Raw genomic sequence first — 20,161 nt, forward strand, 5'->3', positions numbered from 1 at the left:
TTCTTCTCAGGTCGCAGGAACGGTCGCGAACTGACGACCCAGCAGCCTCGCTGGGGTGACTCGCGGATCACGTGGAGGGGAAGGGACGTCAGCCTACGTCAGTCTGACAGGGGGTTCCGACACCGCTCCCGGCGTGCCGCCCGGGGCCCGGGTCAGGGTGCTGCGAGCCACTCCAAGGAGTGCCCGTGGCCGTGCGCGAACGCCACCGGGACACCGTCCAGCGCGAGCACGAACCGTCCCGGGCCCGGGACGTGCGCGCCGGTGACCCGCGGCAGGACGCGTGGTGCCTCGTTGCTGATCCAGCGGCACTCCCCCGCCGCCACCCGGGCCGTCATCGCGTCGTGGAAGCGCTCCCGGCCGGCGTCGTCGAGGTAGGCGACGACGGCACTGTGCAGGACGACCGGCGTGCCGTGCCGGCCCGCCTCATCGAGCAGGGACGGCAGGTGGTCGAGCAGGTCGCCGCGGACGAGGTACGGCGGCTCGCGGCGGGTCACGGCCACGGCTGCGCGCAGGCGCTCCCGACGCTCGTCCTGCTCGGGCCAGACCAGGTTCTCGAGCCACGCCGTGGCGTCGTCGTCGGTCACGTCGAGGGGATTGAGGTCGACCCCGGCGCGCCAGGCGACGTCGGGGTGACGGTCCGGGACCGGCACCGGGCCCGTCGCCTCCGCCAGCAGCGTCGGCCCGCCGCTGCCGGTGAGCGCGCCGGCACCGGGCCAGTCGTAGTCGTAGCGGTCAGGGAAGAGGCACAGCCCGGCGCTGGCGCCCACCTCGACGAGCGCGAGCGGCCCCTCGATCGTGCCCAGCACGGGCGCGATGGTCGCGAGCCGGCCGACCTCGTTGGTCTGGGTCGCGCGCGCCCGGATGGTGGCCTTGACCTCCTGCTCCCGGTCGAGCAGGACCTCCTTGAGACCGGCGTACTCCCCCGGCGCCGCCGCACCGTGCCAGCGGGCTGCCGCGAAGACGAGGTTGGGCTGCTGCTTGGGCTCGGGGAGGTCGGCGAGCCAGGCGTGCAACTCGGGGTCCTCGGCGACCCCGAGCGCCCACGCCTCGAACGTCGGGCTGTCGCCCGCGGCGTACGTCGCGAAGTCGCGGTAGCGGTCGGCGATCGGTCCGCTCAGCTGCATGCGTGCACGCTAGACGCAGGTCAGGACGTGAACGCCTCCGGTCCCCGCCCGGCGTTGCGCATCCGGATGGCGGAGAAGTCCCAGCCGTCCGCCCGGACCCGCTCGAAGTGCTCCTCCAGGCGGGGCAGGACCAGCAGCTCGATGCCGTGCGCCTCGTGGAGGCCCGCCACGTCACCGACCGGCTCGGGCGGGCCCAGGGGCACCACGCGGCGCGTCGCCACGAACGCGTGCGGCCGTTCCCCGAAGGGCTCAAAGGGGGCGGCGGAGAAGCGGTAGGCGTACAGCTCCACGTCGGACACCGCCGGACGCCATGCCTCCTCGACGGCGTGCACCCTTGCCCCGTCCGGCGCCCAGGCGCAGACGCGGGGGCACTGCCGCGGGAACCAGTAGCAGGGCGCGTTGAGCGCATCCACGGTCCAGACGTAGGCCTCCGGCTGGAGCGCCGTCGCCGCGACGTGCGGCACGAACTCGGTGATCCCGGGGTCCTCGCTGAAGTGGAGCAGCTCTCCCGGTCGCGGCAGCACGGCCCGAGCGTACCTACAGGGTCGTCGTCCGGAGGGCCTCGTCGAGCAACGCGCGCGCGACGTCGTACCCCTCGGGCCACTCCGAGGCGCGTGGCCCGGCGACGTCGAGGACGCAGGGCACCCGGAGCGCCTCGATCCACTCCACGACCCGCGCGACCGGGCCGGTCGTCACCAGGCAGGGCCGGTCCAGGCGGCCGGCCTCGTCGACGGTGAGCAACGTGCCGCCGGCGACGAGGTGGATCGGTGCGACCACGAGCACGGCGGTGCTGTCCCGGACGTTGAGCCGGGTGCGCCCCGCTGGGTCGTCGGAGTCGGTGGGCCGCAGGTGCGGGTACGCCGTGAGGAGGCCCCCGTCGGGCAGGTCCTCGGCGGTCCCGCCGGCCGGGCACCACCCGCCGTACGGCACGCCGGCGGCGACGGCGGCGTCCAGGGCGGCTCGGTCCACGCCGGTCTGCCCTCCGGAGAGGATCCTCGCCGGACGCGCGCTCACTGGCCGGTGCGGGCGGCGTCGAGTGACTCGGAGATCACCGCGTGCATGATCCGGCCGACCCGGTCCTCACCCAGCTCGGGGGCGAGCTCGGCGACCCGGGCCACGATGTCGCGCTCGCGGTCGGCGTCGCGCGCGGGGTCGGCCACCTCCGAGACCTCGCGCTTGTGCTCCTGCACCACCCGGGTCAGCGCGACCCGGCGGGCGAGGGCGTCACCGATCAACAGGTCGACCTCGTCGATCATCGTGCGGAAGAACCCGAGCGGGTCGGTGCCCGGCCAGGCCATCCGCACGTCCGGGCGTCGCTCCTCGTTGGCCGAGCCGTCGGTGCGCTCGAGCTCGACGAGGCCGTGGCGGGCGTAGAAGGCACGGGCCGGGACGTTGGACTCGAAGACCCACAGGCAGAAGCCGTCGGGGTGCCGGGCCTTGACGAGGTCGATGAGGGCGGCGCCGACGCCGGCGCGCTGGTGGTCGGGGTGGACGTAGAGGTCGTCGAGCCACGTGGGCGTGCTGCGGGCGTAGCCGACGGGCTGCCCGTCCGCGCAGGCCAGCCACACGTCGTACGCCGAGAGGTCCCAGCCGCGCACCCAGGCGCGGACCTCGTCGGGCGGGTGGACGGCGGGCGGCATGGAGGGCTCGGCGGCGCCACGCGCGAGCAGGTGCAGGTCGGCCACCGACGGCAGGTCGTCGGCCGTGGCCGGGCGGAGCGTCAGCTCAGTGGGCGTCACGGATGACCTCGAGCGCGTGCGCCAGGTCTTCGGGGTAGGTGGACTCGTACTCGACGTAGTCGCCCGTGTCGGGGTGCTCGAACCCGAGCTTGACGGCGTGCAGCCACTGCCGCTCCAGGCCGACGCGGGCGGCAAGCCGGGGGTCGGCGCCGTAGGTGAGGTCTCCCACGCACGGGTGCTTGAGAGCGGCCATGTGCACGCGGATCTGGTGGGTGCGCCCGGTCTCGAGGTGCACCTCGAGCAGGGAGGCGAAGCGATGGGCCTCGAGCGTCTCGTAGTGGGTGACCGACTGCCGTCCGTCCGCCATCACCGCGAACTTGTAGTCGAACTTGGGGTGGCGGCCGATCGGCGCGTCGATGGTCCCCTGCCACGGGTCGGGGTGCCCCTGCACCAGCGCGTGGTAGGTCTTGTCGACGGTGCGGTGCCGGAACGCGTTCTTGAGCACCGAGTAGGCGTGCTCGGACTTGGTGATGACCATGACGCCGGAGGTCCCGACGTCGAGGCGTTGGACGATGCCCTGCCGCTCGCTGGCGCCGCTGGTGGAGATGCGGAAGCCGGCGCCGGCCAGGTGGCCAACCACCGTCGGACCCGACCAGCCCGGCGAGGGGTGCACGGCCACGCCGACCGGCTTGTCGATGACCACGATGGACTCGTCGTCGTGGATGATCTTGATCCCCTCGACCAGCTCGGGGACGACCTCGAGCGGGTCGGCCTCGGCGGGGATCGAGACCTCCAGCATCGAGCCGGCGTGCAGCCGGTCGCTCTTGCCGACGTCGCCGCCGTCCACCTGGACGTGCCCGGCCGCGATGAGGTCAGCCGCGCGGGTGCGGGAGAAGCCGAACATCCGGGCCATCGCGGCGTCGACGCGCTCGCCCGCAAGCCCCTCGGGCACGAGCACGGTCCGCTGGTCGACGAACCCGCTCACGCCTCGTCCTTCTCCGCCCGAGCGCCCGAGAGCGTGACGCCCCGGAACGACTGCAGGATGATGACGCCCGCCGCGACGTTGATGCAGATGTCGGCGACGTTGAAGACCGGCCAGTTGGGCAGCATCAGGAAGTCGACGACGTGGCCGTGCATGACGCCCGGGTCGCGGACGATGCGGTCCGTCAGGTTGCCCGCCACACCGCCGAGGAGCATGCCGAGGCCGAGCGCCCACAGCGGGCTGCCGAGGCGCCGGCTCAGCCACAGCACGACGCACACGGCGACGATGGCCAGGCACGTGAAGACGATCGTGAACTCGGTGCCGGTGCTGAAGGCCGCGCCCGGGTTGAAGGTCAGGTGCAGGACCAGCCAGTCACCGAGGACCGGGATGTCCCCGTCCTCGAGGTTGGCCAGGGCCCACTGCTTGGTCCCGAGGTCCAGCGCGTACGCCGCCAGGGCGACGAGGGCGAAGATGCCCCACGTCCTCCTGCGGGGTCGCGCCGACGTCTCGTGGGTGTCCGGGTCGCTGGAGGTCAGCGACGCTCCTCGCGCTGCTTGCATGTCATGCACAGTGTGGCACGCGGGAAGGCCATGAGACGCATCTTGCCGATGGGCTGGCCGCAGGACTCGCACACCCCGTAGCTGCCATCGTGGATGTGCCCGAGGGCGCGGTCGATCTGGGCGAGCATCTCGCGCTCGTTGTTGAGGACCGTCAGCTCGTGGTCGCGCTCAAAGCTCGTCGCGCCCATGTCGGCCTGGTCGTGCCCGGCGCCGTCACCGGCGTCGCGCATCAGCCCCGCCAGGTCGTGCTCGGCCTCGTCGAGGACATGGACCAGCTTGTCGCGCTGCGTGTGCAGCTCGGAGAGCACCTCGTCGAGCTCGGCCTTGGTCCAGTCGCCCTCGCCCTCCTTGACGACGAGCGCGGACATGGGGGCCTTCTTGGCGGTCTTCTTGGCCGGGGCCTTGGCGGGGGCGGTCTTCTTCACGGCGGCCTTCTTGGTCGTGGAGGTCTTGGCGGTGGTCTTCTGGGCGCTGGTCGTCTGCGCGCTGGTCCTGGTGGCGGGCGCCGTGGTGGCCGTCTTCTTCGCCGTGGTCTTCTTCGGAGTGGTCTTCGTCGCGGGCGCCTTCGTGGCGGGCGCCTTCGTGGTCGCCTTCTTGGTGGCGGTCTTCTTCGCCGCAGGTGCCGTGGCGGCCGCGGTCTTCTTCACTGCGGTCTTCTTCGCGGGCGCCTTCTTCGCGGGCGCCTTCTTCGCCGCTGCCTTCTTCGCCGGCGCCTTCTTCGCGGTGGTCCGCGCGGCCGGCTTCTCCGCCGGCGCAGCGGCGCCGTCGGAGCGCGTCTTGGCGGCCGAACGCCGGCCGATCACCGTCTTGGCCGCAGCTGCAGCACTGCCGGCGAGGGACTTGCGGGTGCTGCTGGCCATGGGCGGGCCTCCTGGGCCGGGCGCGGCGGTGTCTGCCACGCGGTGGCAGGGAGGGTAGCCCCTGCCCGGGGGCCCGACAAACAGCCACGCCCACAGGGGTGGAGAAAGGCCGGCCCCGTCAGGGACCGGCCTTTCTCGAGGTCGTACGACGGGCGCTGGCGCCCGGTGGGTCAGTTGCCCTCGTCCTCGCCCAGGATCGAGCGCAGGCGCTTGGGCGCCGGAGCACCCTCGGCCGGCATGTCGGCGACGGAGGGAGAGCCCTGCAGGGCCTCGAGCTGCTGGGTGAAGTAGCTCTTGAGGCGGGAGCGGTACTCGCGCTCGAACGAGCGGAGGGTCTCCACCTCGCTGCTGAGCTTGTCGCGCTCCTTCTCCAGGTCGCCGAACATCTGCTGGCGGCGCTCGGCGGTCTCGGAGTCGAGCATCTGCGAACGCTGGCGGGCGTCCGCCTCGAGCCGGTCGGCCTTGGTCTTGGACTCCGCCTCGAGCCGCTCGGCCTTGGTCCGGGCGGCGCCGACGATCTTGTCGGCCTCGTTCTTGGCCTCGTCGACGAGCTCGTCGGCGTTGCGGGTCGCCAGCTCGAGCAGGCGGGCGGCGGCGTTGGAGGCCTCGGGCACGGTCTCGACGCGGATGGTCTCGACACCGGTCGGGGCGGCGGCGGGCACCGGCGTGGGCGCCGGGGCCGGCTTCTCCTCCACCTTGGCCGGCTCGGGCTCGGGAGCGCGGACCGGTGCAGGAGCGCTGCCGGTCTGGGCCGCGGAGAGCTTGGACCGCAGGTCGTCGTTCTCCTTGGTGAGCCTGGCGAGCTCCGCCTCCACCTCGTCGAGGAACTGGTCGACCTCGCCCATGTCGTACCCCTCGCGGAGGCGCACGGGCGTAAAGCGCTTGTTGCTCACGTCCTCAGGCGTCAGCGGCATGACGTCACCCAAACTTTCACGTTGATGGCAAACCGGGTTTGTTCCCGGACACACTAGCGCCACGGTGTGGCGCCTGTTCACCTCACCCGTCAGTGACGAATGTGGCTGCTGTTCACAGCAGGGTCGAGCGGATCACGACGAGCAGCAGGTAGGCGCCGAGCATCACCAGCAGGAAGCTCAGGTCGAGCATGATCGACCCGAGGCGCAGCGGTGGGATCACCTTGCGCAGCGCCTTGATGGGCGGGTCGGTGATCGTGTAGACGACCTCGAGCACGACCAGCAGGATGCCCGAAGGCGACCAGCGGCGCGCGAACACCTGGACCCAGTCCACGACGAAGCGGACCCACAGCAGGGCGATGAAGGCCCAGACGAGTCCGTAGAGGATCCCGCCGACAAGTTCCACGACAGCTCAGCTCTGGTTGAAGAAACCGTTCTCCGCGATCCGCTCCTTGTCCTCGGTGGAGACCGAGACGTTGGGCGGGGAGAGCAGGAAGACCTTGTTGGTCACACGCTCGATGCTGCCACGCGTGGCAAAGATCAGGCCCGCGGCGAAGTCGACGAGGCGCTTGGCGTCGTTGTCGTCCATCTCGGAGAGGTTCATGATGACCGGCGTGCCGTCGCGGTAGTTCTCGCCGACGAGGCGGGCCTCGTTGTAGTTGCGGGGGTGCAAGGTGGTGATGCGGCTCAACTCGGCGACCACTCCAGGAGAGACCGAGGCCGGACGACGGCGCTCGGAGATGTCGGACACAGGGGCGGGACGACGGTCCCGGGACTCGCGAGCAGGCTGCTCGTCGACCACGTCGTGCTTGGTGGTCTCGTCGTCGAACTCGTCGTACTGGCCGGTGTCCTCGAGCAGGCCGAGGTACTCGCCGATCTTGCGCATCGCGCCGCTCATAGTTGAGATCCTCCGGTAGAACGGGCGCCCGGGTCCGGGCGCCACTCGACAGTTGTTGACATTACTTGACCGCAGGCCTCGGACCGAGGACCGCGGAGCCGACACGCACGTGTGTCGCGCCGTGGGCGATGGCGTGCTCCAGGTCGCCGCTCATCCCGGCGGAGAGCACGGTGGCCGAGGGGTGCGCCGCCACGAAGGCCTCGCGCACCTCGGCGAGGCGGGCGAAGGCCTCGTCGGGCGTGAGCCCGCCCGGGGACGGCAACGGTGCCACCGCCATCAGGCCGCGCAGCCGCAGGTGCTCAGCGGACACGACGGCGTCGGCGAGGTCGCCGAGGGTCGCCGGGTCGGCGCCGGCGCGGTTGCCCGAGCCGGGGGCGTCGAGGCTCACCTGGAGGAGCACGTCGAGCACCCGCTCGCCGGCGCCGCGGTCGAGCGGGCCGACCAGCTTGGCGCGGTCCACGGACTCGACGACGTCGGCGTACGCCGCCACGGCCGCGGCCTTGTTGCTCTGGAGCGCACCGATGAAGTGCCACCGCAGGCCGAGGTCGGCGCACTCGGCGGCCTTCTCGGCGGCCTCCTGGTGGCGGTTCTCACCCACGTCGGTGACCCCGAGGTCGGCCAGCAGCCGCACGTCGGAGGCGGGGAAGAACTTGGTGACGACGACGAGGGAGACGTCGTCGGCGGGCCGGCCGGCCGCTTCGCACGCGTCGGCGATGCGTCGGCGTACGGCGGCGAGGCCGGCCGCGACCTGCTCGGCGCGGCTCACGAGATCCACACCAGACCGGCGAACCTGCCGGCGGCGGCGCCGTCGCGGCGGTAGGAGTGGAGACCGGCCTCCTCGCGGGTGCAGCCCGCCACGTCGGTGGCCGACACGCCCGCCCGGGCGAGCTGCGCCCGCACACCGGCCCCGATGTCGAGCGCGGGCGTGCCCCACGAGGTCTCCGCGAAGGCCTCGGGGACCACGGCGCTGACCTCGGCGCGCATCTCCTCGGGCACCTCGTAGCACGCGCCGCACACGTGGGGACCGATCCAGGCGCTGATGTCGGAGGCCCCCCGCTCGCGCATCACCTCGACCGTGCGGGTGGCGATGTCGAGGACCAGGCCGGGACGGCCCGAGTGGACGGCGGCGATGACGCCGGCCTCGGCGTCGGCCAGCACGAGCGGCACGCAGTCGGCGACCCGGACCATGAGGCCGAGCCCCCGCCGGGTGGTGACGAGGGCGTCACCATCGGGCACCTCGCCGAGCGGCATGGGGGCGTCCACCACGACCACCTCGTCGCCGTGCACCTGGGTGAGCCGGGCGAGGGGGACGCCCACGACGTCCTCCACCCGGGCCAGCATCTCGGGGAAGTCCTCGCGGAGCCCCTGGAGGTCCAGGGATGAATCGGTGAAGGCGACGTCCACCCGGAGCCGGGAGACGTCGCCCTCACGGAAGTCGCGGAAAGCGAACACGTGCTACTTCAGGAAGTCCGGGACGTCGAGGTCGTCGTCGTCGAACTGCACGGGACGGCTCGGCCGCGACGGCTCCTGCCGGGCGGGCGCGGCCTGCTGGGGCTGGGCCGGCCGCTGGGCCTGGGTGGGCTGGGACTGCTGCGCGGGCTGGGCGGCGGGACGCGAGGGCTCGAAGGTCTGGCTCGCGGCCGTGGTGGCGGGACGCTGGGAGGCGACCTGCTGGGCGGCGGCGCGGGTCTCGGCCTGGGACTGCACCGGCGTGGTGGGACGCAGGACGTTGCCCTCCTGGCGCCGCTTGGGCATGCCGCCGTCGAAGCCGGCCGCGATGACCGTGACCCGGACCTCGTCGCCGAGGGCGTCGTCGATGGTCGCGCCGAAGATGATGTTGGCCTCGGCGTGCGCGGCCTGGGAGACCAGTGCCGCGGCCTCGTTGATCTCGAAGAGCCCGAGGTCGGAGCCACCCGCGATGGACAGCAGCACGCCGTGCGCGCCCTCGATGCTCGCCTCGAGCAGCGGGGAGGAGACCGCCATCTCCGCCGCCTGGACCGCGCGGTCGTCGCCGCGGGCCGAGCCGATGCCCATGAGGGCCGAGCCGGCGTTGGCCATCACGGACTTCACGTCGGCGAAGTCGAGGTTGATCAGGCCGGGGGTGGTGATGAGGTCGGTGATGCCCGAGACGCCCTGGAGCAGCACCTGGTCGGCCTGCTTGAACGCGTCGAGCACCGAGACGCTGCGGTCGCTGATCGACAGGAGCCGGTCGTTGGGGATCACGATGAGGGTGTCGACCTCTTCGCGGAGCTGGCTGATGCCCTCCTCCGCGGAGTTGGCGCGCCGGCGGCCCTCAAAGGCGAACGGGCGGGTCACGACACCGATGGTCAGCGCGCCCAGCGAGCGCGCGATGCGCGCCACCACGGGGGCTCCGCCGGTGCCGGTGCCGCCACCCTCGCCGGCCGTCACGAAGACCATGTCGGCCCCCTTGATGACCTCTTCGATCTCGTCGGCGTGGTCCTCGGCGGCCTTGGCGCCCACCTCGGGGTTGGCGCCGGCACCGAGGCCGCGGGTGAGCTCGCGGCCGATGTCGAGCTTGACGTCGGCGTCGCTCATCAGGAGGGCCTGGGCGTCGGTGTTGATGGCGATGAACTCGACGCCCTTGAGGCCGACCTCGATCATCCGGTTGACGGCGTTGACGCCGCCTCCACCGATACCCACGACCTTGATGATCGCCAGGTAGTTCTGTGCTGCTGCCACGGCTGCAGGCCTCTCTCGGGTACTGGTCCGGCTCGTGCCGGATGGGTCTGGTCGTCGGACGCTCGGTGGACGGTCACTCCCTCGGGGCCCCGGAACTCTAACCGTGAACCTGAGGGTTATAGTTATGTCAACCTCGCGTTGCAGATGACAGTAGGGATGCCGGGCCGACGGATGTCGCCGACACGCCCGTGTCGCCGACATTTCCGAAGTTCTCGAGAGTTCGCACAGCGCGTCGGTCGTCCGGCGACCCGCGGCCCGGTGGGCGGTGGGTGAGCCACCTTCTCGATGGCCGCGACCGTGGCTGGCTCACCGCCACTCGGCGGGTCGGCGGGGACACGCCGGGAGCGTCGACGTACGACGGTGAGCGTCAGCTGGGACGGGTGATGGGGCTCTCCGGCACGCTCACGTCGTAGACCTGCGCGCGCTGCGCGGCCAGGAGCTCGGGCAGCACGCGCGCCTTGAGCTCCGACTGCTCCGCGCTCCCCCACAGCACCTGGCGTCCGTCGCGCAGGACGAGGGTGATCTGGTCGATGGTCTGCACCTCGACGTGATCGACCCGGGCGGCAAGGTCGGCGGGCAGGACCGCGACGACGCCGGCCGCCTCGGCGAGCGCGTCGGCGCCCGTGGACGTGGTGGGGCGCACGCGCGGCATCCCGCGCGGGGCGTTGCGGTAGTCGCGGAAGACCACGCCCGTCGCGTCGAGCCCGCGCAGCCGCCCGCCGAGCTCGACGACCGCGACCGCGGTGCGCTCGGTCACGTCGATGCGCACGCCGTCGGGCCAGGACCGGGTGACGTCCACGTCCTCGACCTCGGCCAGGACGGCGACGCGGCGGGAGATGGCCTCGAGGTCGACGGTGGCCAGCTGCTCCCCCATCGGGACCTGCGCGACGGCGAGCACGCGGTCGGGGCCCAGCAGCCGGTTGCCGTCCACCGTCACCTTGGTGACGGAGAGGACGGCGGAGAAGAACACCAGCCAGACGGCAGTGGCCACGAGCGCGACGAGCGCCAGCGCGGCCACGACGATGCGCCACCGCATCCACCGGCGGGCCCACTGGCGCCGGGCGAACCGTCGGCGGTCCCGCTGCTCGCGGCGCTGCTCCTCGGTGAGCCGGGTGTCGGTCGCGCTAGCCACGGGCGTCCCGCAGGAGCTCGAGCACCCGGGGCCCGAGCGCGGTCACGCTGCCCGCGCCGAGCGTGAGCACGAGGTCGCCGGGACGGGCGCGGGTGACGAGAGCGCGGGGCACCGCGTCCATGTCGGGCTCGAACAGCACGTGCTCGGCGGCCAGCGGCACGGCATCGGCGACCAGCGCCCCGGTGACGGCGGGGTCCGGGTCCTCGCGGGCGAGGTAGACGTCCAGCACGACGACCTCGTCGGCGGCGCCCAGCGCGACGCCCATCTGCTCGCCGAAGATCCTCGTGCGGGAGACCAGGTGCGGCTGGTAGGCCACGACGAGGCGCCCGTCGCCCACCACGGCGCGCGCGGCCTGAAGGTCGCCGGCGATCTCCACCGGGTGGTGGGCGTAGGAGTCGTAGACCCGGACGCCGCCGGCCTCGCCCTTGAGCTCCATGCGACGGCCGGTGCCGGTGAAGCCCCCGAGGCCCTCCAGGAGGGCCGACGCGTCGTACCCCAGCCGCAGGCCGACGGCCAGCGCGGCCAGGGCGTCGAGCAGGTAGTGACGGCCGGGGATGCGCAGGACCAGGTCGCCGACCGCCTCGCCCCCACGGAGCACACGTCCGCGCGAGGTCGTGCCCTCGAAGGCGACGTCCTCCAGGCGCAGGTCGCAGTCCCTGCCCTCGCCCACGGTGATGACCTCGAGTCCGTCGCGCCGGGCGTGCGCGGCGAGGTCGGCGGCCCCGGCGTCGTCACCGACCACGACGAGGAACCCGTCGGGGTCGATCGTGCCGGCGAACTCCTCGAAGGCGGCGTGGTAGGCCTCCTCGGTCCCCCAGTTGTCGAGGTGGTCGGCCTCGACGTTGGTGACGATGGCCGCGTGCGGGCGGTAGACGAGGAAGGCGCCGTCGCTCTCGTCGGCCTCGGCCACGAACAGGTCGTCGCTGCCGGCGTCGGCGTTGCGACCGGTCGCGGTGAGCACCCCGCCCACGGCGTACGTCGGGTCGGCGCCCGCGGCGAGCAGCGCGCTGGTGAGCAGGCCGGTGGTGGTGGTCTTGCCGTGCGTGCCGGCGACCGCCAGCACCCGTCGGCCGGCCATCACCGCGGCCAGCCCCGCCGAGCGGGGCAGCACCCGCAGGCCGCGCCGCCCGGCCTCGAGGACCTCCGGGTTGTCCTCGCGGGCGGCGGTCGTGACGACCACGGTGTCCGCGTCACCGAGGTGGGCGGCGTCGTAGCCGAGGTGGCAGGTCACGCCGAGCTCGCGCAGCGCCGGCAGGAAGGGGGTGTCCTGGTCGTCGCTGCCGCTCACGGGCACGCCCTGGGCGGCCATGATCCGCGCGATCGCGGACAGGCCGGCGCCGCCGATGCCGATGAAGTGCACCCTCCCCAGCCGGTCGGCCGGGAGCAGCACGTCGGGGACGGGCACCCTCACGGTGTCCTCACCCGGGCGACCTCCAGCACGATGCGGGCCAGCTTCTCGTCGGCGTCGCGCGGCACCAGCGCAGCGGCGGCCGCGCCCATCCGCGCGAGCCGCTCGGAGTCGTTGGCCAGGCCCGGGATGGTCGCGGCCACCCACTCGGGGGTGAGCGCGTCGTTGCCCACCAGCAGCGCTCCCCCGGCGTCGACGACGCTGCGGGCGTTGAGCGCCTGCTCGCCGTTGCCGATCGGGAGCGGGACGAAGACCGCCGGCAGTCCGACCGCGGCCGCCTCGGTGAGGCTGGAGGCGCCGGAGCGGCAGATCACCAGGTCGGCGGCGGCGTAGGCCAGGTCCATCCGGTCGACGAACCCGAGCACCTTGTAGGGCACGCCCGTGGGGACCGGGTGCGCCTCGCCCTTGGGCCCGACCACGTGCAGGACCTGGACCCCCGCCGCGGCGAGTGCCTCGGCGGCGGCGGAGACGGACTGGTTGAGCTGGCGGGCGCCCTGGGACCCGCCCGTGACGAGCAGGGTGGGCCGGTCGGCGTCCAGGCCGAAGAACCGGCGGGCGCCGTCGCGGGCGGCGGCGCGGTCCAGCGTCGAGATCATCCGGCGGATCGGCAGGCCGACGTGCTCGGCCCGCGGCAGCGGGGTGCCCGGGAAGCTCACGGCCACCCGGTCGGCGACCCGGGCACCGACCTTGTTGGCCAGGCCGGGCAGCGCGTTCTGCTCGTGGACGACGAGCGGCAGCCTGCGACGTCGCGCGGCGAGGTAGGCCGGCATGGAGACGTAGCCGCCGTAGCCGACGACGACGTCGGGCCGGACGGTGTCGACGACCTCGAGCGTGCGGCGTACGGCGTCGCGCAGGCGCAGCGGGACCCGCAGCAGCTCACCGGACGGCTTGCGCGGCAGCGGCACCGGCGGCACGAGGTGCAGCGGGTAGCCGGCCTGCGGGACCACGGTGTTCTCCAGCCCGCGGGGCGTGCCGAGGCAGTGGATCTCGACGGTCGGGTCGAGCCGCCGCAGGGCGTCGGCGGTGGCGATCAGGGGCGAGGTGTGGCCGGCGGTGCCGCCGCCGGCGAGGAGTACGCGCATCAGGAGAAACCTATCGGGGCGGGGAGGCTCAGCGTGCGCCCGGCGCGGACAGGCCCACCGAGCGGTTGCGGCGTCGCGCCGCCAGGGCCGCGGCGGCCTCGGGCTCGCGCCGGGCGAAGCCCACGAGCAGGCCCAGCGCGACCAGGGAGGGCAGGAGCGCCGAGCCGCCGTAGGAGACGAGCGGCAGCGGGATGCCGATGACGGGCAGCACCGTGAGCACCATGCCCACGTTGATCATCATCTGCCCCAGCAGCCAGACCACGATGCCGAAGGACATGTAGCGCACGAACGGCTCGGCCGTCCGCGAGGCGATCCGGATCGCGGCGAACGCGATGGTGAAGAACAGGCCGATCACGAGCAGGGTGCCGACGAGGCCGAGCTCCTCGCCGAGGACGGCGAAGATGAAGTCGTTGTGGGCCTCGGGGAGGCCGCCCCACTTCTGCGTGGAGGCGCCGATGCCCTGGCCGAACCACCCGCCCGTGGAGAGGGCGTAGAGACCGTGGGCGGGCTGCCAGCCGGTGTCGAGGTAGTCCTTGAACGGGTCGGAGAAGTTGGTGATGCGCTGGAGCCGCTCGGCGTCCATGGCCGCGAGGAAGATGACCGCGACGCCGATGATGGAGATGCTCAGCACGAAGAACCGTGGCGGCGCGCCGACCACCCAGAGCATGCCGAGCAGGATCGCGAACAGCACCAGCGCGGTGCCCAGGTCGCGGCCGACGATGACCAGGCCGGTGGCCATCAGCAGGCCGGGGACCACCGGGATCATGATCTCGTGGACGCGGCCCAGCCGGCGTTCCTTGCGGGCGTAGATGTTGGCGGCCCACAGGACCAGGCCGAGCTTGGCGATCTCGGAGGGCTGGATGGCGAGCGGACCGACGGCCAGCCAGTTCTGGTTGCCGTTGCGCTCGACCCCGAGGAACGCGGTCAGCAGCAGCAGGACCAGCGACAGGATGTAGGCCGGCCACGCCATCCGGCGGATCCAGGCGTGCGACATCCGCGAGGCGATGAACGCGCACGGGAGGCCGAGCAGCACCCACATCAGCTGGCGCTTGACGATCGCGTAGGAGTCGCCGGTGGTCTTGTAGGCGTCCACGCTGGAGGAGCTCAGCACCATCATCAGCCCGATGGTCAGCAGCATCGTCGAGGCGCCGAGGAGCAGGTAGTAGGACGACAACGGCCGGTCGAGCGCGTCGCCCAGGGCCCGCAGACCCTTGAGGCGGCGCAGGCCCGGCCGCGCCGAGATCCGGGGAAGCACGCGGGTCGGGGTGCCGACCTCGCTCGCCTCGGGATCGGCGCCCGGTGACAGGGTGGTCATCGCGGTCGCTCCTCCCTCCCGGCTCAGCTGCCGGTTCCCTCGATCCGGCGGTGGACCGCGGCGGCGAAGGCGTCGCCACGGGCGCCGTAGTTGGCGAACATGTCCATGGACGCGCACCCCGGCGCGAGCAGCACGGTGTCGCCCTCGCGAGCCAGCCGCGCAGCCGCGTCGACGACGCGCTCCATCGGGTCCCCAGTCTCCCCGTCGCCGATCTCGATGACCGGCACATCGGGGGCGTGTCGCGAAAGGGCGTCGGCCACGACGTGGCGGTCCGCCCCGAGCAGCACGACACCGCGGAGCCGGCCCCGGACTGCCTGCACGAGGTCGTCGAAGCGGGCGCCCTTGGCCAGGCCGCCGGCGATCCAGACGACCGGGTCGTAGGCCTGGAGCGACGACTGGGCGGCGTGCGGGTTGGTGGCCTTGGAGTCGTCCACCCAGGTGACTCCCCCGCTCTCGGCCACGTGCGCGATGCGGTGGCCGTCGGGGCGGAAGGCGCGCAGCCCGTCCCGGACCGCGGCCTGCGGGACGCCGTGGGACCGCGCCAGCGCGGCGGCCGCCAGGGCGTTGGCCACGAAGTGCGGGGCCGGGGACGCCAGGTCCGCGATGGTGCACAGCTCGGCGGCGCTGGTCGCCCGCTCCTCGATGAACGCCCGGTCCGCGAGGATGTCCTCCACCACGCCGACCATGCCGATCGAGGGCATGCCGAGGGTGAACCCGATCGCCCGGGCCCCCTCCACCACGTCGGCCTCGGCCACCAGCCGCTCGGTGGCCGGGTCGGCGACGTTGTAGACGCACGCCCGGCTGACCCGCTCGTAGATGCGGCCCTTGTCGGCGGCGTAGTCGCCCATGCCGCCCGGGTACCAGTCGAGGTGGTCGGGCGCGAGGTTGAGCACGGCCGCCGACTCCGCCGCCATGGAGTGCGTGTAGTGGAGCTGGAAGCTGGACAGCTCGACGGCCAGGACGTCGTACGGCTCGGGGTCCATGACGGCCTCGACGATCGGGCGCCCCACGTTGCCGACGCACGCGCTGCGCAGCCCGGCGGCGCGCAGGATCGAGTCGAGCATCTGCACGGTCGTGGTCTTGCCGTTGGTGCCGGTGACGGCCAGCCACGGCGACGCGTGCTCGGGGTCACGGAGGCGCCAGGCGAGCTCGACCTCGCCCCACACCGGTACGCCGCGGGCGGCGGCCTGCGCGAGCAGCGGCGCGTCGGGGCGCCAGCCCGGCGAGGTGACGAGCACGTCGACGTCGTCGGGGAGCGTCGCCGTGGCGCCCGGCTCGAGGCGGACGCGCGCGCCGAGGCTCTCCAGGAGAGTGGCCTTCTCCGCCTTCTCGTCGCTGGTGGCCTCGTCGAGCGCCGTCACGTCGGCCCCGAGGAAGAGCAGGTTGTCGGCCGCGGCGAAGCCCGAGACGCCGAAGCCGGCGACGACGGCGCGCACGCCGTCCCACGGGCCGTGGCGGCCGAGCCGGTCGAGGTCTGGGGTGGTCATCCGACGCCGGCCACCCATTCGGCGTAGAAGACCCCGACCCCGGCGGCGACGCACAGGCCGGTGATGATCCAGAAGCGGATCACGATGGTGACCTGCTCCCAGCCGAGCATCTCGAAGTGGTGGTGCAGGGGCGTCATCCGGAACACCCGGTGGCCCGGCTGGACCCGGAAGACCGACCGGAAGAGCCCGCTGGCGCGGCTGACCTTGAAGACCGACACCTGGATCATCACCGAGAGGGTGACGGCCACGAACAGCCCGCCGATGATGACGAGCAGCAGCTCGGTGCGCGTCATGATCGCGAAGCCGGCCATCGCGCCGCCGAGCGCGAGCGACCCGGTGTCGCCCATGAAGATCTGGGCGGGCGAGGCGTTCCACCACAGGAAGCCGAAGCACGCCCCGGTGATCGCGGCGGCGATCACGGCGAGGTCGAGCGGGTCGCGCACCTCGTAGCACTTGGGCCCGGCCTCGAGGGCGCACGACTGGCTGTTCTGCCAGATGTTGACCAGCGTGTACGCCGCGAAGACCAGGATGCTGCACCCGGTGGCGAGGCCGTCGAGGCCGTCGGTGAGGTTGACGGCGTTGCTGAAGCCGGTCACGAAGAACCAGATGAGGATGATCACGATGACCGTCGGCAGCGCGAACGCCTCGTAGTCGCGGATGAAGGAGATGTGCTGGGAGGCCGGCGTCTGGCCGCGGTCGTCCTCCAGCCAGGGAGAGAGCGCCAGGAACCCGAACACCACCGCGATGACGGTCTGCCCGATCATCTTGGCGCGGCTGCGCAGCCCGAGGTTGCGCTGCCGGCTGATCTTGATGAAGTCGTCGAGGAACCCGACGACGCCGAGCCCGACGAAGAGGAACAGCAGCAGCATCGCGGAGGCCGACGGCATCTGCAGGGTGATGAGCTTGGCCGCGAAGTAGCCGACCACCGTCGCCAGGATGATGACGAGGCCGCCCATCGTCGGGGTGCCGCGCTTGGTGTGGTGGGTCGTCGGACCGTCGTCGCGGATCTCCTGGCCGTAGCCGCGGTGCGCCAGCACCTTGATCGCGTAACGGGTGCCGATCAACGAGATCAGCAGCGAGAGCCCGCCACCCAGCAGGATCGCTCTCATCCGCTGCTCCCTTCGGGACCGCCCTCGGGGGCGGCCAACAGTCCTTCGACGACGACTTCCAGCGCCGCCCCCCGCGATGCCTTCACGAGGACGACATCGGCAGCCGAGACATTCTCGCGCAACCACGTCAGTGCCTCGTCACGCCCCGCCGTGATGATCGCCTCACCGGCTCCGAACCCCTCGGCCACGTGGGCGGCCATCTCGCCGACCGTGACCAGCACCTCGACGCCGGCGTCGGCGGCGTACCGGCCGACCCGCTGGTGGGCCTGGACGGCATCGGGCCCGAGCTCGAGCATCTCCCCCAGGACCGCGACGGTACGCCGCCCCGATCGCTGGCCGATGAGCTGCAGGGACTCCAGGGCGGCCTCCATCGACTCCGGGTTGGCGTTGTAGGCGTCGTTGACGACCACCGCACCGTCGGCCCTCTCGCGGACCTCCATCCGCCAGCGGCTGGCCTCCCGGGCGTCGGCGAGCGCGTCGGCGACCGTGTCGAGGTCGACGCCGGCGGCCAGCGCCATCGCGGCGGCCGCCGCGGCGTTGCGCCACTGGAAGGCGCCGACCTGGGCGAGGTGGACGGTGGCGCCCGAGCCGCGGTGCACGAGGTCGAAGGACTGGCGGCCGAGCTCGTCGCTGGTCAGGTCTCTGACCGCGACGTCCGCCGGCGGCCTGCCGAAGGTCGTGACTCGGGCGACCGTGCGCTCCGCCATGGCGGCGACGAGCGGGTCCTCGGAGTTGAGGACGGCCGTGCCGTCGGCCGGGAGGGCCTCGACGATCTCGCCCTTGGCCAGCGCGATGGCCTCGCGACTGCCGAACTCCCCGATGTGCGCCGTGCCGACGTTGAGCACGGCAGCCACCGTGGGCGGGGCGATCGTGCACAGGTAGCCGACGTGACCGACGCCGCGGGCGCCCATCTCCACGACGAGGTAGCGGGTCGCCTCGGTGGCCCGGAGGACCGTGAGCGGGACCCCGATCTCGTTGTTGAAGTTGCCCCGGGTGGCGATCGTCGGCCCGGCCGCCGCGAGCACGTGCGCCAGGTAGTCCTTGGTGCCGGTCTTGCCCTGGCTGCCGGTGAGCGCCAGCACGGTCAGGTCGGGGAGCCGGTCGACCACGTGGCGCGCCAGCACGCCGAGCGCCCGGACCACGTCGTCGACCACCACGGTCGGGGCGTCCGTGGCACGGCTGCCCAGGACGGCGGCGGCGCCGGCCTCGATCGCCGTGCGGGCGTAGTCGTGGCCGTCCACCCGGTCGCCGACCACGGCGACGAACAGTCCGTGCGGCTCGGGCGTGCGGGTGTCGACGAAGGCACCACCGGTCACGGTGGCCCCGCCGTGCGCCACGCCACCCACCACGTCGGCGATCTCGGCCAGGGTCATCTCGATCATCGGCGGACCTGCGCGATCTCCTCGGCGGCGACGGTGCGGTCGTCGAACGGGTGCACCTCGCCGTGCACCTCCTGCCCGGTCTCGTGCCCCTTGCCGGCGACGAGCACGACGTCGCCGGGCCGGGCGCGGCGGACGGCGTCGCGGATGGCCGCGCGCCGGTCGCCGATCTCGACGACCTCGGCGGTGCCCCCCTGCGCGCCGGCGACCACGGCCGCCCGGATGGCGGCCGGGTCCTCGGTGCGCGGGTTGTCGTCGGTGACGACCACGACGTCGGCGAGCCGGGCGGCGATCTCGCCCATCATCGGCCGCTTGCCCGGGTCGCGGTCGCCGCCGGCGCCCAGGACGACGACGACCCGGCCCTCGGTGAGGGGGCGCAAGGTGGCCAGGACGGCCTCGAGCGCGTCGGGCTTGTGGGCGTAGTCGACGACGACCGTGAAGTCCTGGCCGGCGTCGACGCGCTCGAGCCGGCCCGGCACTCCCCCGCCGGCGGCGATGCCGCGGGCGACCTGGTGGGGGTCGAGGCCCGCGAGGGCGGCCGAGGCGATGGCCGCCAGGGCGTTGGACACGTTGAAGGCGCCGGGCACCGGGCAGCCCGCGGCGACGCGCAGGCCGTCAGGGCCCTCGACGGCGAACCGGGCGCCGTCCCGGGACAGCTCGACGTCCACGGCCCGCCAGTCGGCGTCGCGCCCTTCCGCCGAGAAGGTCTGCATCGGGATGCCGGCCCGCTCCAGGAGGACGCGGCCGTGCTCGTCGTCCACGTTGGTCAGCCCCCGGCGGGCGCGCTCGGGGGTGAAGAGGGACGCCTTGGCGGCGAAGTAGTCGTCGACTCCTTCGTGGAAGTCGAGGTGGTCGCGACCGAGGTTGAGGAAGGTCGCCACGTCGAAGACCACGCCGTCGACCCGGCCGAGCACCAGCGCGTGGCTGGAGACCTCCATCGCGCACGCCACGACGCCCTGCTCGCGCATCACCGCGAACAGCCCGTGCAGGTCCGGCGCCTCGGGGGTGGTCAGCGACGTCTTGACGTCGGCGCCGTGGATGCGGGTGCCGACCGTGCCGACGACCGCAGCGGGTACGCCGGCCTGCTCGAGGCCGGCCTCCAGGAGCCGCGTCGTCGTGGTCTTGCCCTGGGTGCCGGTGACGCCGAGGACCGTGAGGTCGGCGGCGGGCTCGCCGTAGACGTGCGCGGCCACCCGGCCGAGCACGGCGCGCGGCTGCTCGACCACGAGCACCGGGGTCCCGCCGGGGAGGCGGCGGGCGCCGTCCTCGTCGGTGAGCACGGCGACCGCTCCGGCGGCGATGGCCTGCTCGGCGAAGTCGGCGCCGTGCGCGCGGGCGCCCGGGAGGGCGGCGTACAGGTCGCCGGGGAGGATGCGTTGGGTGCTGAGGGAGATCCCGGAGACGGCGACGTCGAGGTCGCCGTCCGTGCGGAGGGTGCCGAGCCAGTCGGCCAGGTCGGCCAGTCGGGTCACGACGGGCGAGGCTGGCCGGGTGCCGGTCTGGGGGTTGCCGATCACGGTGGGGAGACTAGCCGC

The 20,161-nt window shown here is 73.0% G+C and carries 21 protein-coding genes; all 21 read right to left on the reverse strand.

Features of this window, described 5'->3' with window-relative positions; genetic code table 11:
* Window positions 1-152: 152 nt before the first annotated feature.
* Entirely contained in the window at window positions 153-1,124 is a 972-nt protein-coding gene (locus tag DAI17_RS17760; protein ID WP_107774564.1) for a DUF2332 domain-containing protein, read from the reverse strand.
* A 20-nt stretch (window positions 1,125-1,144) separates the two neighbouring features.
* Complete coding sequence (locus tag DAI17_RS17765; RefSeq protein WP_107774565.1) at window positions 1,145-1,648, reverse strand: DUF6886 family protein; 504 nt, start codon at window positions 1,646-1,648, stop codon at window positions 1,145-1,147.
* A 13-nt stretch (window positions 1,649-1,661) separates the two neighbouring features.
* Window positions 1,662-2,138: a YpsA SLOG family protein gene (locus DAI17_RS17770; protein ID WP_107774566.1), complete on the reverse strand. Its 477-nt coding sequence runs from the start codon at window positions 2,136-2,138 to the stop codon at window positions 1,662-1,664.
* Window positions 2,135-2,863 (reverse strand): GNAT family N-acetyltransferase, encoded by a 729-nt coding sequence (locus DAI17_RS17775; protein ID WP_107774567.1) that lies wholly within the window; start codon window positions 2,861-2,863, stop codon window positions 2,135-2,137. Before DAI17_RS17775 ends, DAI17_RS17770 begins: the two co-directional genes overlap by 4 nt.
* Window positions 2,850-3,788 (reverse strand): RluA family pseudouridine synthase, encoded by a 939-nt coding sequence (locus DAI17_RS17780; RefSeq protein WP_107774568.1) that lies wholly within the window; start codon window positions 3,786-3,788, stop codon window positions 2,850-2,852. The genes DAI17_RS17775 and DAI17_RS17780 overlap by 14 nt, the downstream gene beginning before the upstream one ends.
* Window positions 3,785-4,345 carry a signal peptidase II gene (lspA, locus tag DAI17_RS17785; protein WP_107774569.1) on the reverse strand — a complete coding sequence of 187 codons (561 nt, stop codon included), beginning with the start codon at window positions 4,343-4,345 and terminating at the stop codon, window positions 3,785-3,787. Before lspA ends, DAI17_RS17780 begins: the two co-directional genes overlap by 4 nt.
* Window positions 4,318-5,205 carry a TraR/DksA family transcriptional regulator gene (locus tag DAI17_RS21615; protein ID WP_107774570.1) on the reverse strand — a complete coding sequence of 296 codons (888 nt, stop codon included), beginning with the start codon at window positions 5,203-5,205 and terminating at the stop codon, window positions 4,318-4,320. Before DAI17_RS21615 ends, lspA begins: the two co-directional genes overlap by 28 nt.
* Window positions 5,206-5,375: 170 nt before the next feature.
* On the reverse strand, window positions 5,376-6,119 hold the full coding sequence (locus DAI17_RS17795) for a DivIVA domain-containing protein (protein ID WP_107774571.1): 744 nt from the start codon (window positions 6,117-6,119) through the stop codon (window positions 5,376-5,378).
* 112 nt (window positions 6,120-6,231) lie between these two features.
* Window positions 6,232-6,522 carry a YggT family protein gene (locus DAI17_RS17800; RefSeq protein ID WP_107774572.1) on the reverse strand — a complete coding sequence of 97 codons (291 nt, stop codon included), beginning with the start codon at window positions 6,520-6,522 and terminating at the stop codon, window positions 6,232-6,234.
* Between the two features lie 6 nt (window positions 6,523-6,528).
* Window positions 6,529-7,014 (reverse strand): cell division protein SepF, encoded by a 486-nt coding sequence (locus DAI17_RS17805; RefSeq protein ID WP_056885437.1) that lies wholly within the window; start codon window positions 7,012-7,014, stop codon window positions 6,529-6,531.
* Between the two features lie 61 nt (window positions 7,015-7,075).
* Entirely contained in the window at window positions 7,076-7,780 is a 705-nt protein-coding gene (locus DAI17_RS17810; protein WP_107774573.1) for a YggS family pyridoxal phosphate-dependent enzyme, read from the reverse strand.
* On the reverse strand, window positions 7,777-8,466 hold the full coding sequence (locus tag DAI17_RS17815) for a polyphenol oxidase family protein (protein ID WP_107774574.1): 690 nt from the start codon (window positions 8,464-8,466) through the stop codon (window positions 7,777-7,779). Before DAI17_RS17815 ends, DAI17_RS17810 begins: the two co-directional genes overlap by 4 nt.
* Window positions 8,467-8,469: 3 nt before the next feature.
* A complete protein-coding gene (gene ftsZ, locus DAI17_RS17820) occupies window positions 8,470-9,714 on the reverse strand; it encodes a cell division protein FtsZ (RefSeq protein WP_107774575.1) in 1,245 nt (414 codons plus the stop codon).
* A 367-nt stretch (window positions 9,715-10,081) separates the two neighbouring features.
* On the reverse strand, window positions 10,082-10,846 hold the full coding sequence (locus DAI17_RS17825; protein WP_234412577.1) for a cell division protein FtsQ/DivIB: 765 nt from the start codon (window positions 10,844-10,846) through the stop codon (window positions 10,082-10,084).
* Window positions 10,839-12,257, reverse strand: a complete 1,419-nt coding sequence (gene murC, locus DAI17_RS17830) for a UDP-N-acetylmuramate--L-alanine ligase (protein WP_107774576.1) — start codon at window positions 12,255-12,257, stop codon at window positions 10,839-10,841. Before murC ends, DAI17_RS17825 begins: the two co-directional genes overlap by 8 nt.
* Complete coding sequence (gene murG / locus DAI17_RS17835; RefSeq protein ID WP_107774577.1) at window positions 12,254-13,336, reverse strand: undecaprenyldiphospho-muramoylpentapeptide beta-N-acetylglucosaminyltransferase; 1,083 nt, start codon at window positions 13,334-13,336, stop codon at window positions 12,254-12,256. The genes murC and murG overlap by 4 nt, the downstream gene beginning before the upstream one ends.
* 28 nt (window positions 13,337-13,364) lie before the next feature.
* Complete coding sequence (gene ftsW / locus DAI17_RS17840) at window positions 13,365-14,651, reverse strand: putative lipid II flippase FtsW (RefSeq protein ID WP_107774578.1); 1,287 nt, start codon at window positions 14,649-14,651, stop codon at window positions 13,365-13,367.
* A gap of 23 nt (window positions 14,652-14,674) precedes the next feature.
* Complete coding sequence (gene murD / locus DAI17_RS17845) at window positions 14,675-16,156, reverse strand: UDP-N-acetylmuramoyl-L-alanine--D-glutamate ligase (protein WP_407669749.1); 1,482 nt, start codon at window positions 16,154-16,156, stop codon at window positions 14,675-14,677.
* A complete protein-coding gene (mraY, locus tag DAI17_RS17850; RefSeq protein WP_107774579.1) occupies window positions 16,135-17,247 on the reverse strand; it encodes a phospho-N-acetylmuramoyl-pentapeptide-transferase in 1,113 nt (370 codons plus the stop codon). Before mraY ends, murD begins: the two co-directional genes overlap by 22 nt.
* Window positions 17,244-18,629, reverse strand: a complete 1,386-nt coding sequence (locus tag DAI17_RS17855; protein WP_107774580.1) for a UDP-N-acetylmuramoyl-tripeptide--D-alanyl-D-alanine ligase — start codon at window positions 18,627-18,629, stop codon at window positions 17,244-17,246. The genes mraY and DAI17_RS17855 overlap by 4 nt, the downstream gene beginning before the upstream one ends.
* Window positions 18,626-20,143 carry a UDP-N-acetylmuramoyl-L-alanyl-D-glutamate--2,6-diaminopimelate ligase gene (locus DAI17_RS17860; protein ID WP_234412578.1) on the reverse strand — a complete coding sequence of 506 codons (1,518 nt, stop codon included), beginning with the start codon at window positions 20,141-20,143 and terminating at the stop codon, window positions 18,626-18,628. Before DAI17_RS17860 ends, DAI17_RS17855 begins: the two co-directional genes overlap by 4 nt.
* Window positions 20,144-20,161 lie beyond the last annotated feature (18 nt).

This window comes from Nocardioides sediminis (genome assembly GCF_003047295.1).
Lineage (GTDB): Bacteria > Actinomycetota > Actinomycetes > Propionibacteriales > Nocardioidaceae > Nocardioides > Nocardioides sediminis.

Excerpts from the sequence above, each read along its gene's own strand:
- DAI17_RS17760 (WP_107774564.1), bottom strand. The coding sequence starts at position 1,124 with ATGCAGCTGAGCGGACCGATCGCCGACCGCTACCGCGACTTCGCGACG.
- lspA (WP_107774569.1), bottom strand. The coding sequence starts at position 4,345 with ATGCAAGCAGCGCGAGGAGCGTCGCTGACCTCCAGCGACCCGGACACC.
- DAI17_RS21615 (WP_107774570.1), bottom strand. The coding sequence starts at position 5,205 with ATGGCCAGCAGCACCCGCAAGTCCCTCGCCGGCAGTGCTGCAGCTGCG.
- DAI17_RS17795 (WP_107774571.1), bottom strand. The coding sequence starts at position 6,119 with ATGCCGCTGACGCCTGAGGACGTGAGCAACAAGCGCTTTACGCCCGTG.
- DAI17_RS17805 (WP_056885437.1), bottom strand. The coding sequence starts at position 7,014 with ATGAGCGGCGCGATGCGCAAGATCGGCGAGTACCTCGGCCTGCTCGAG.
- murG (WP_107774577.1), bottom strand. The coding sequence starts at position 13,336 with ATGCGCGTACTCCTCGCCGGCGGCGGCACCGCCGGCCACACCTCGCCC.
- ftsW (WP_107774578.1), bottom strand. The coding sequence starts at position 14,651 with ATGACCACCCTGTCACCGGGCGCCGATCCCGAGGCGAGCGAGGTCGGC.
- murD (WP_407669749.1), bottom strand. The coding sequence starts at position 16,156 with ATGGGTGGCCGGCGTCGGATGACCACCCCAGACCTCGACCGGCTCGGC.
- mraY (WP_107774579.1), bottom strand. The coding sequence starts at position 17,247 with ATGAGAGCGATCCTGCTGGGTGGCGGGCTCTCGCTGCTGATCTCGTTG.
- DAI17_RS17855 (WP_107774580.1), bottom strand. The coding sequence starts at position 18,629 with ATGATCGAGATGACCCTGGCCGAGATCGCCGACGTGGTGGGTGGCGTG.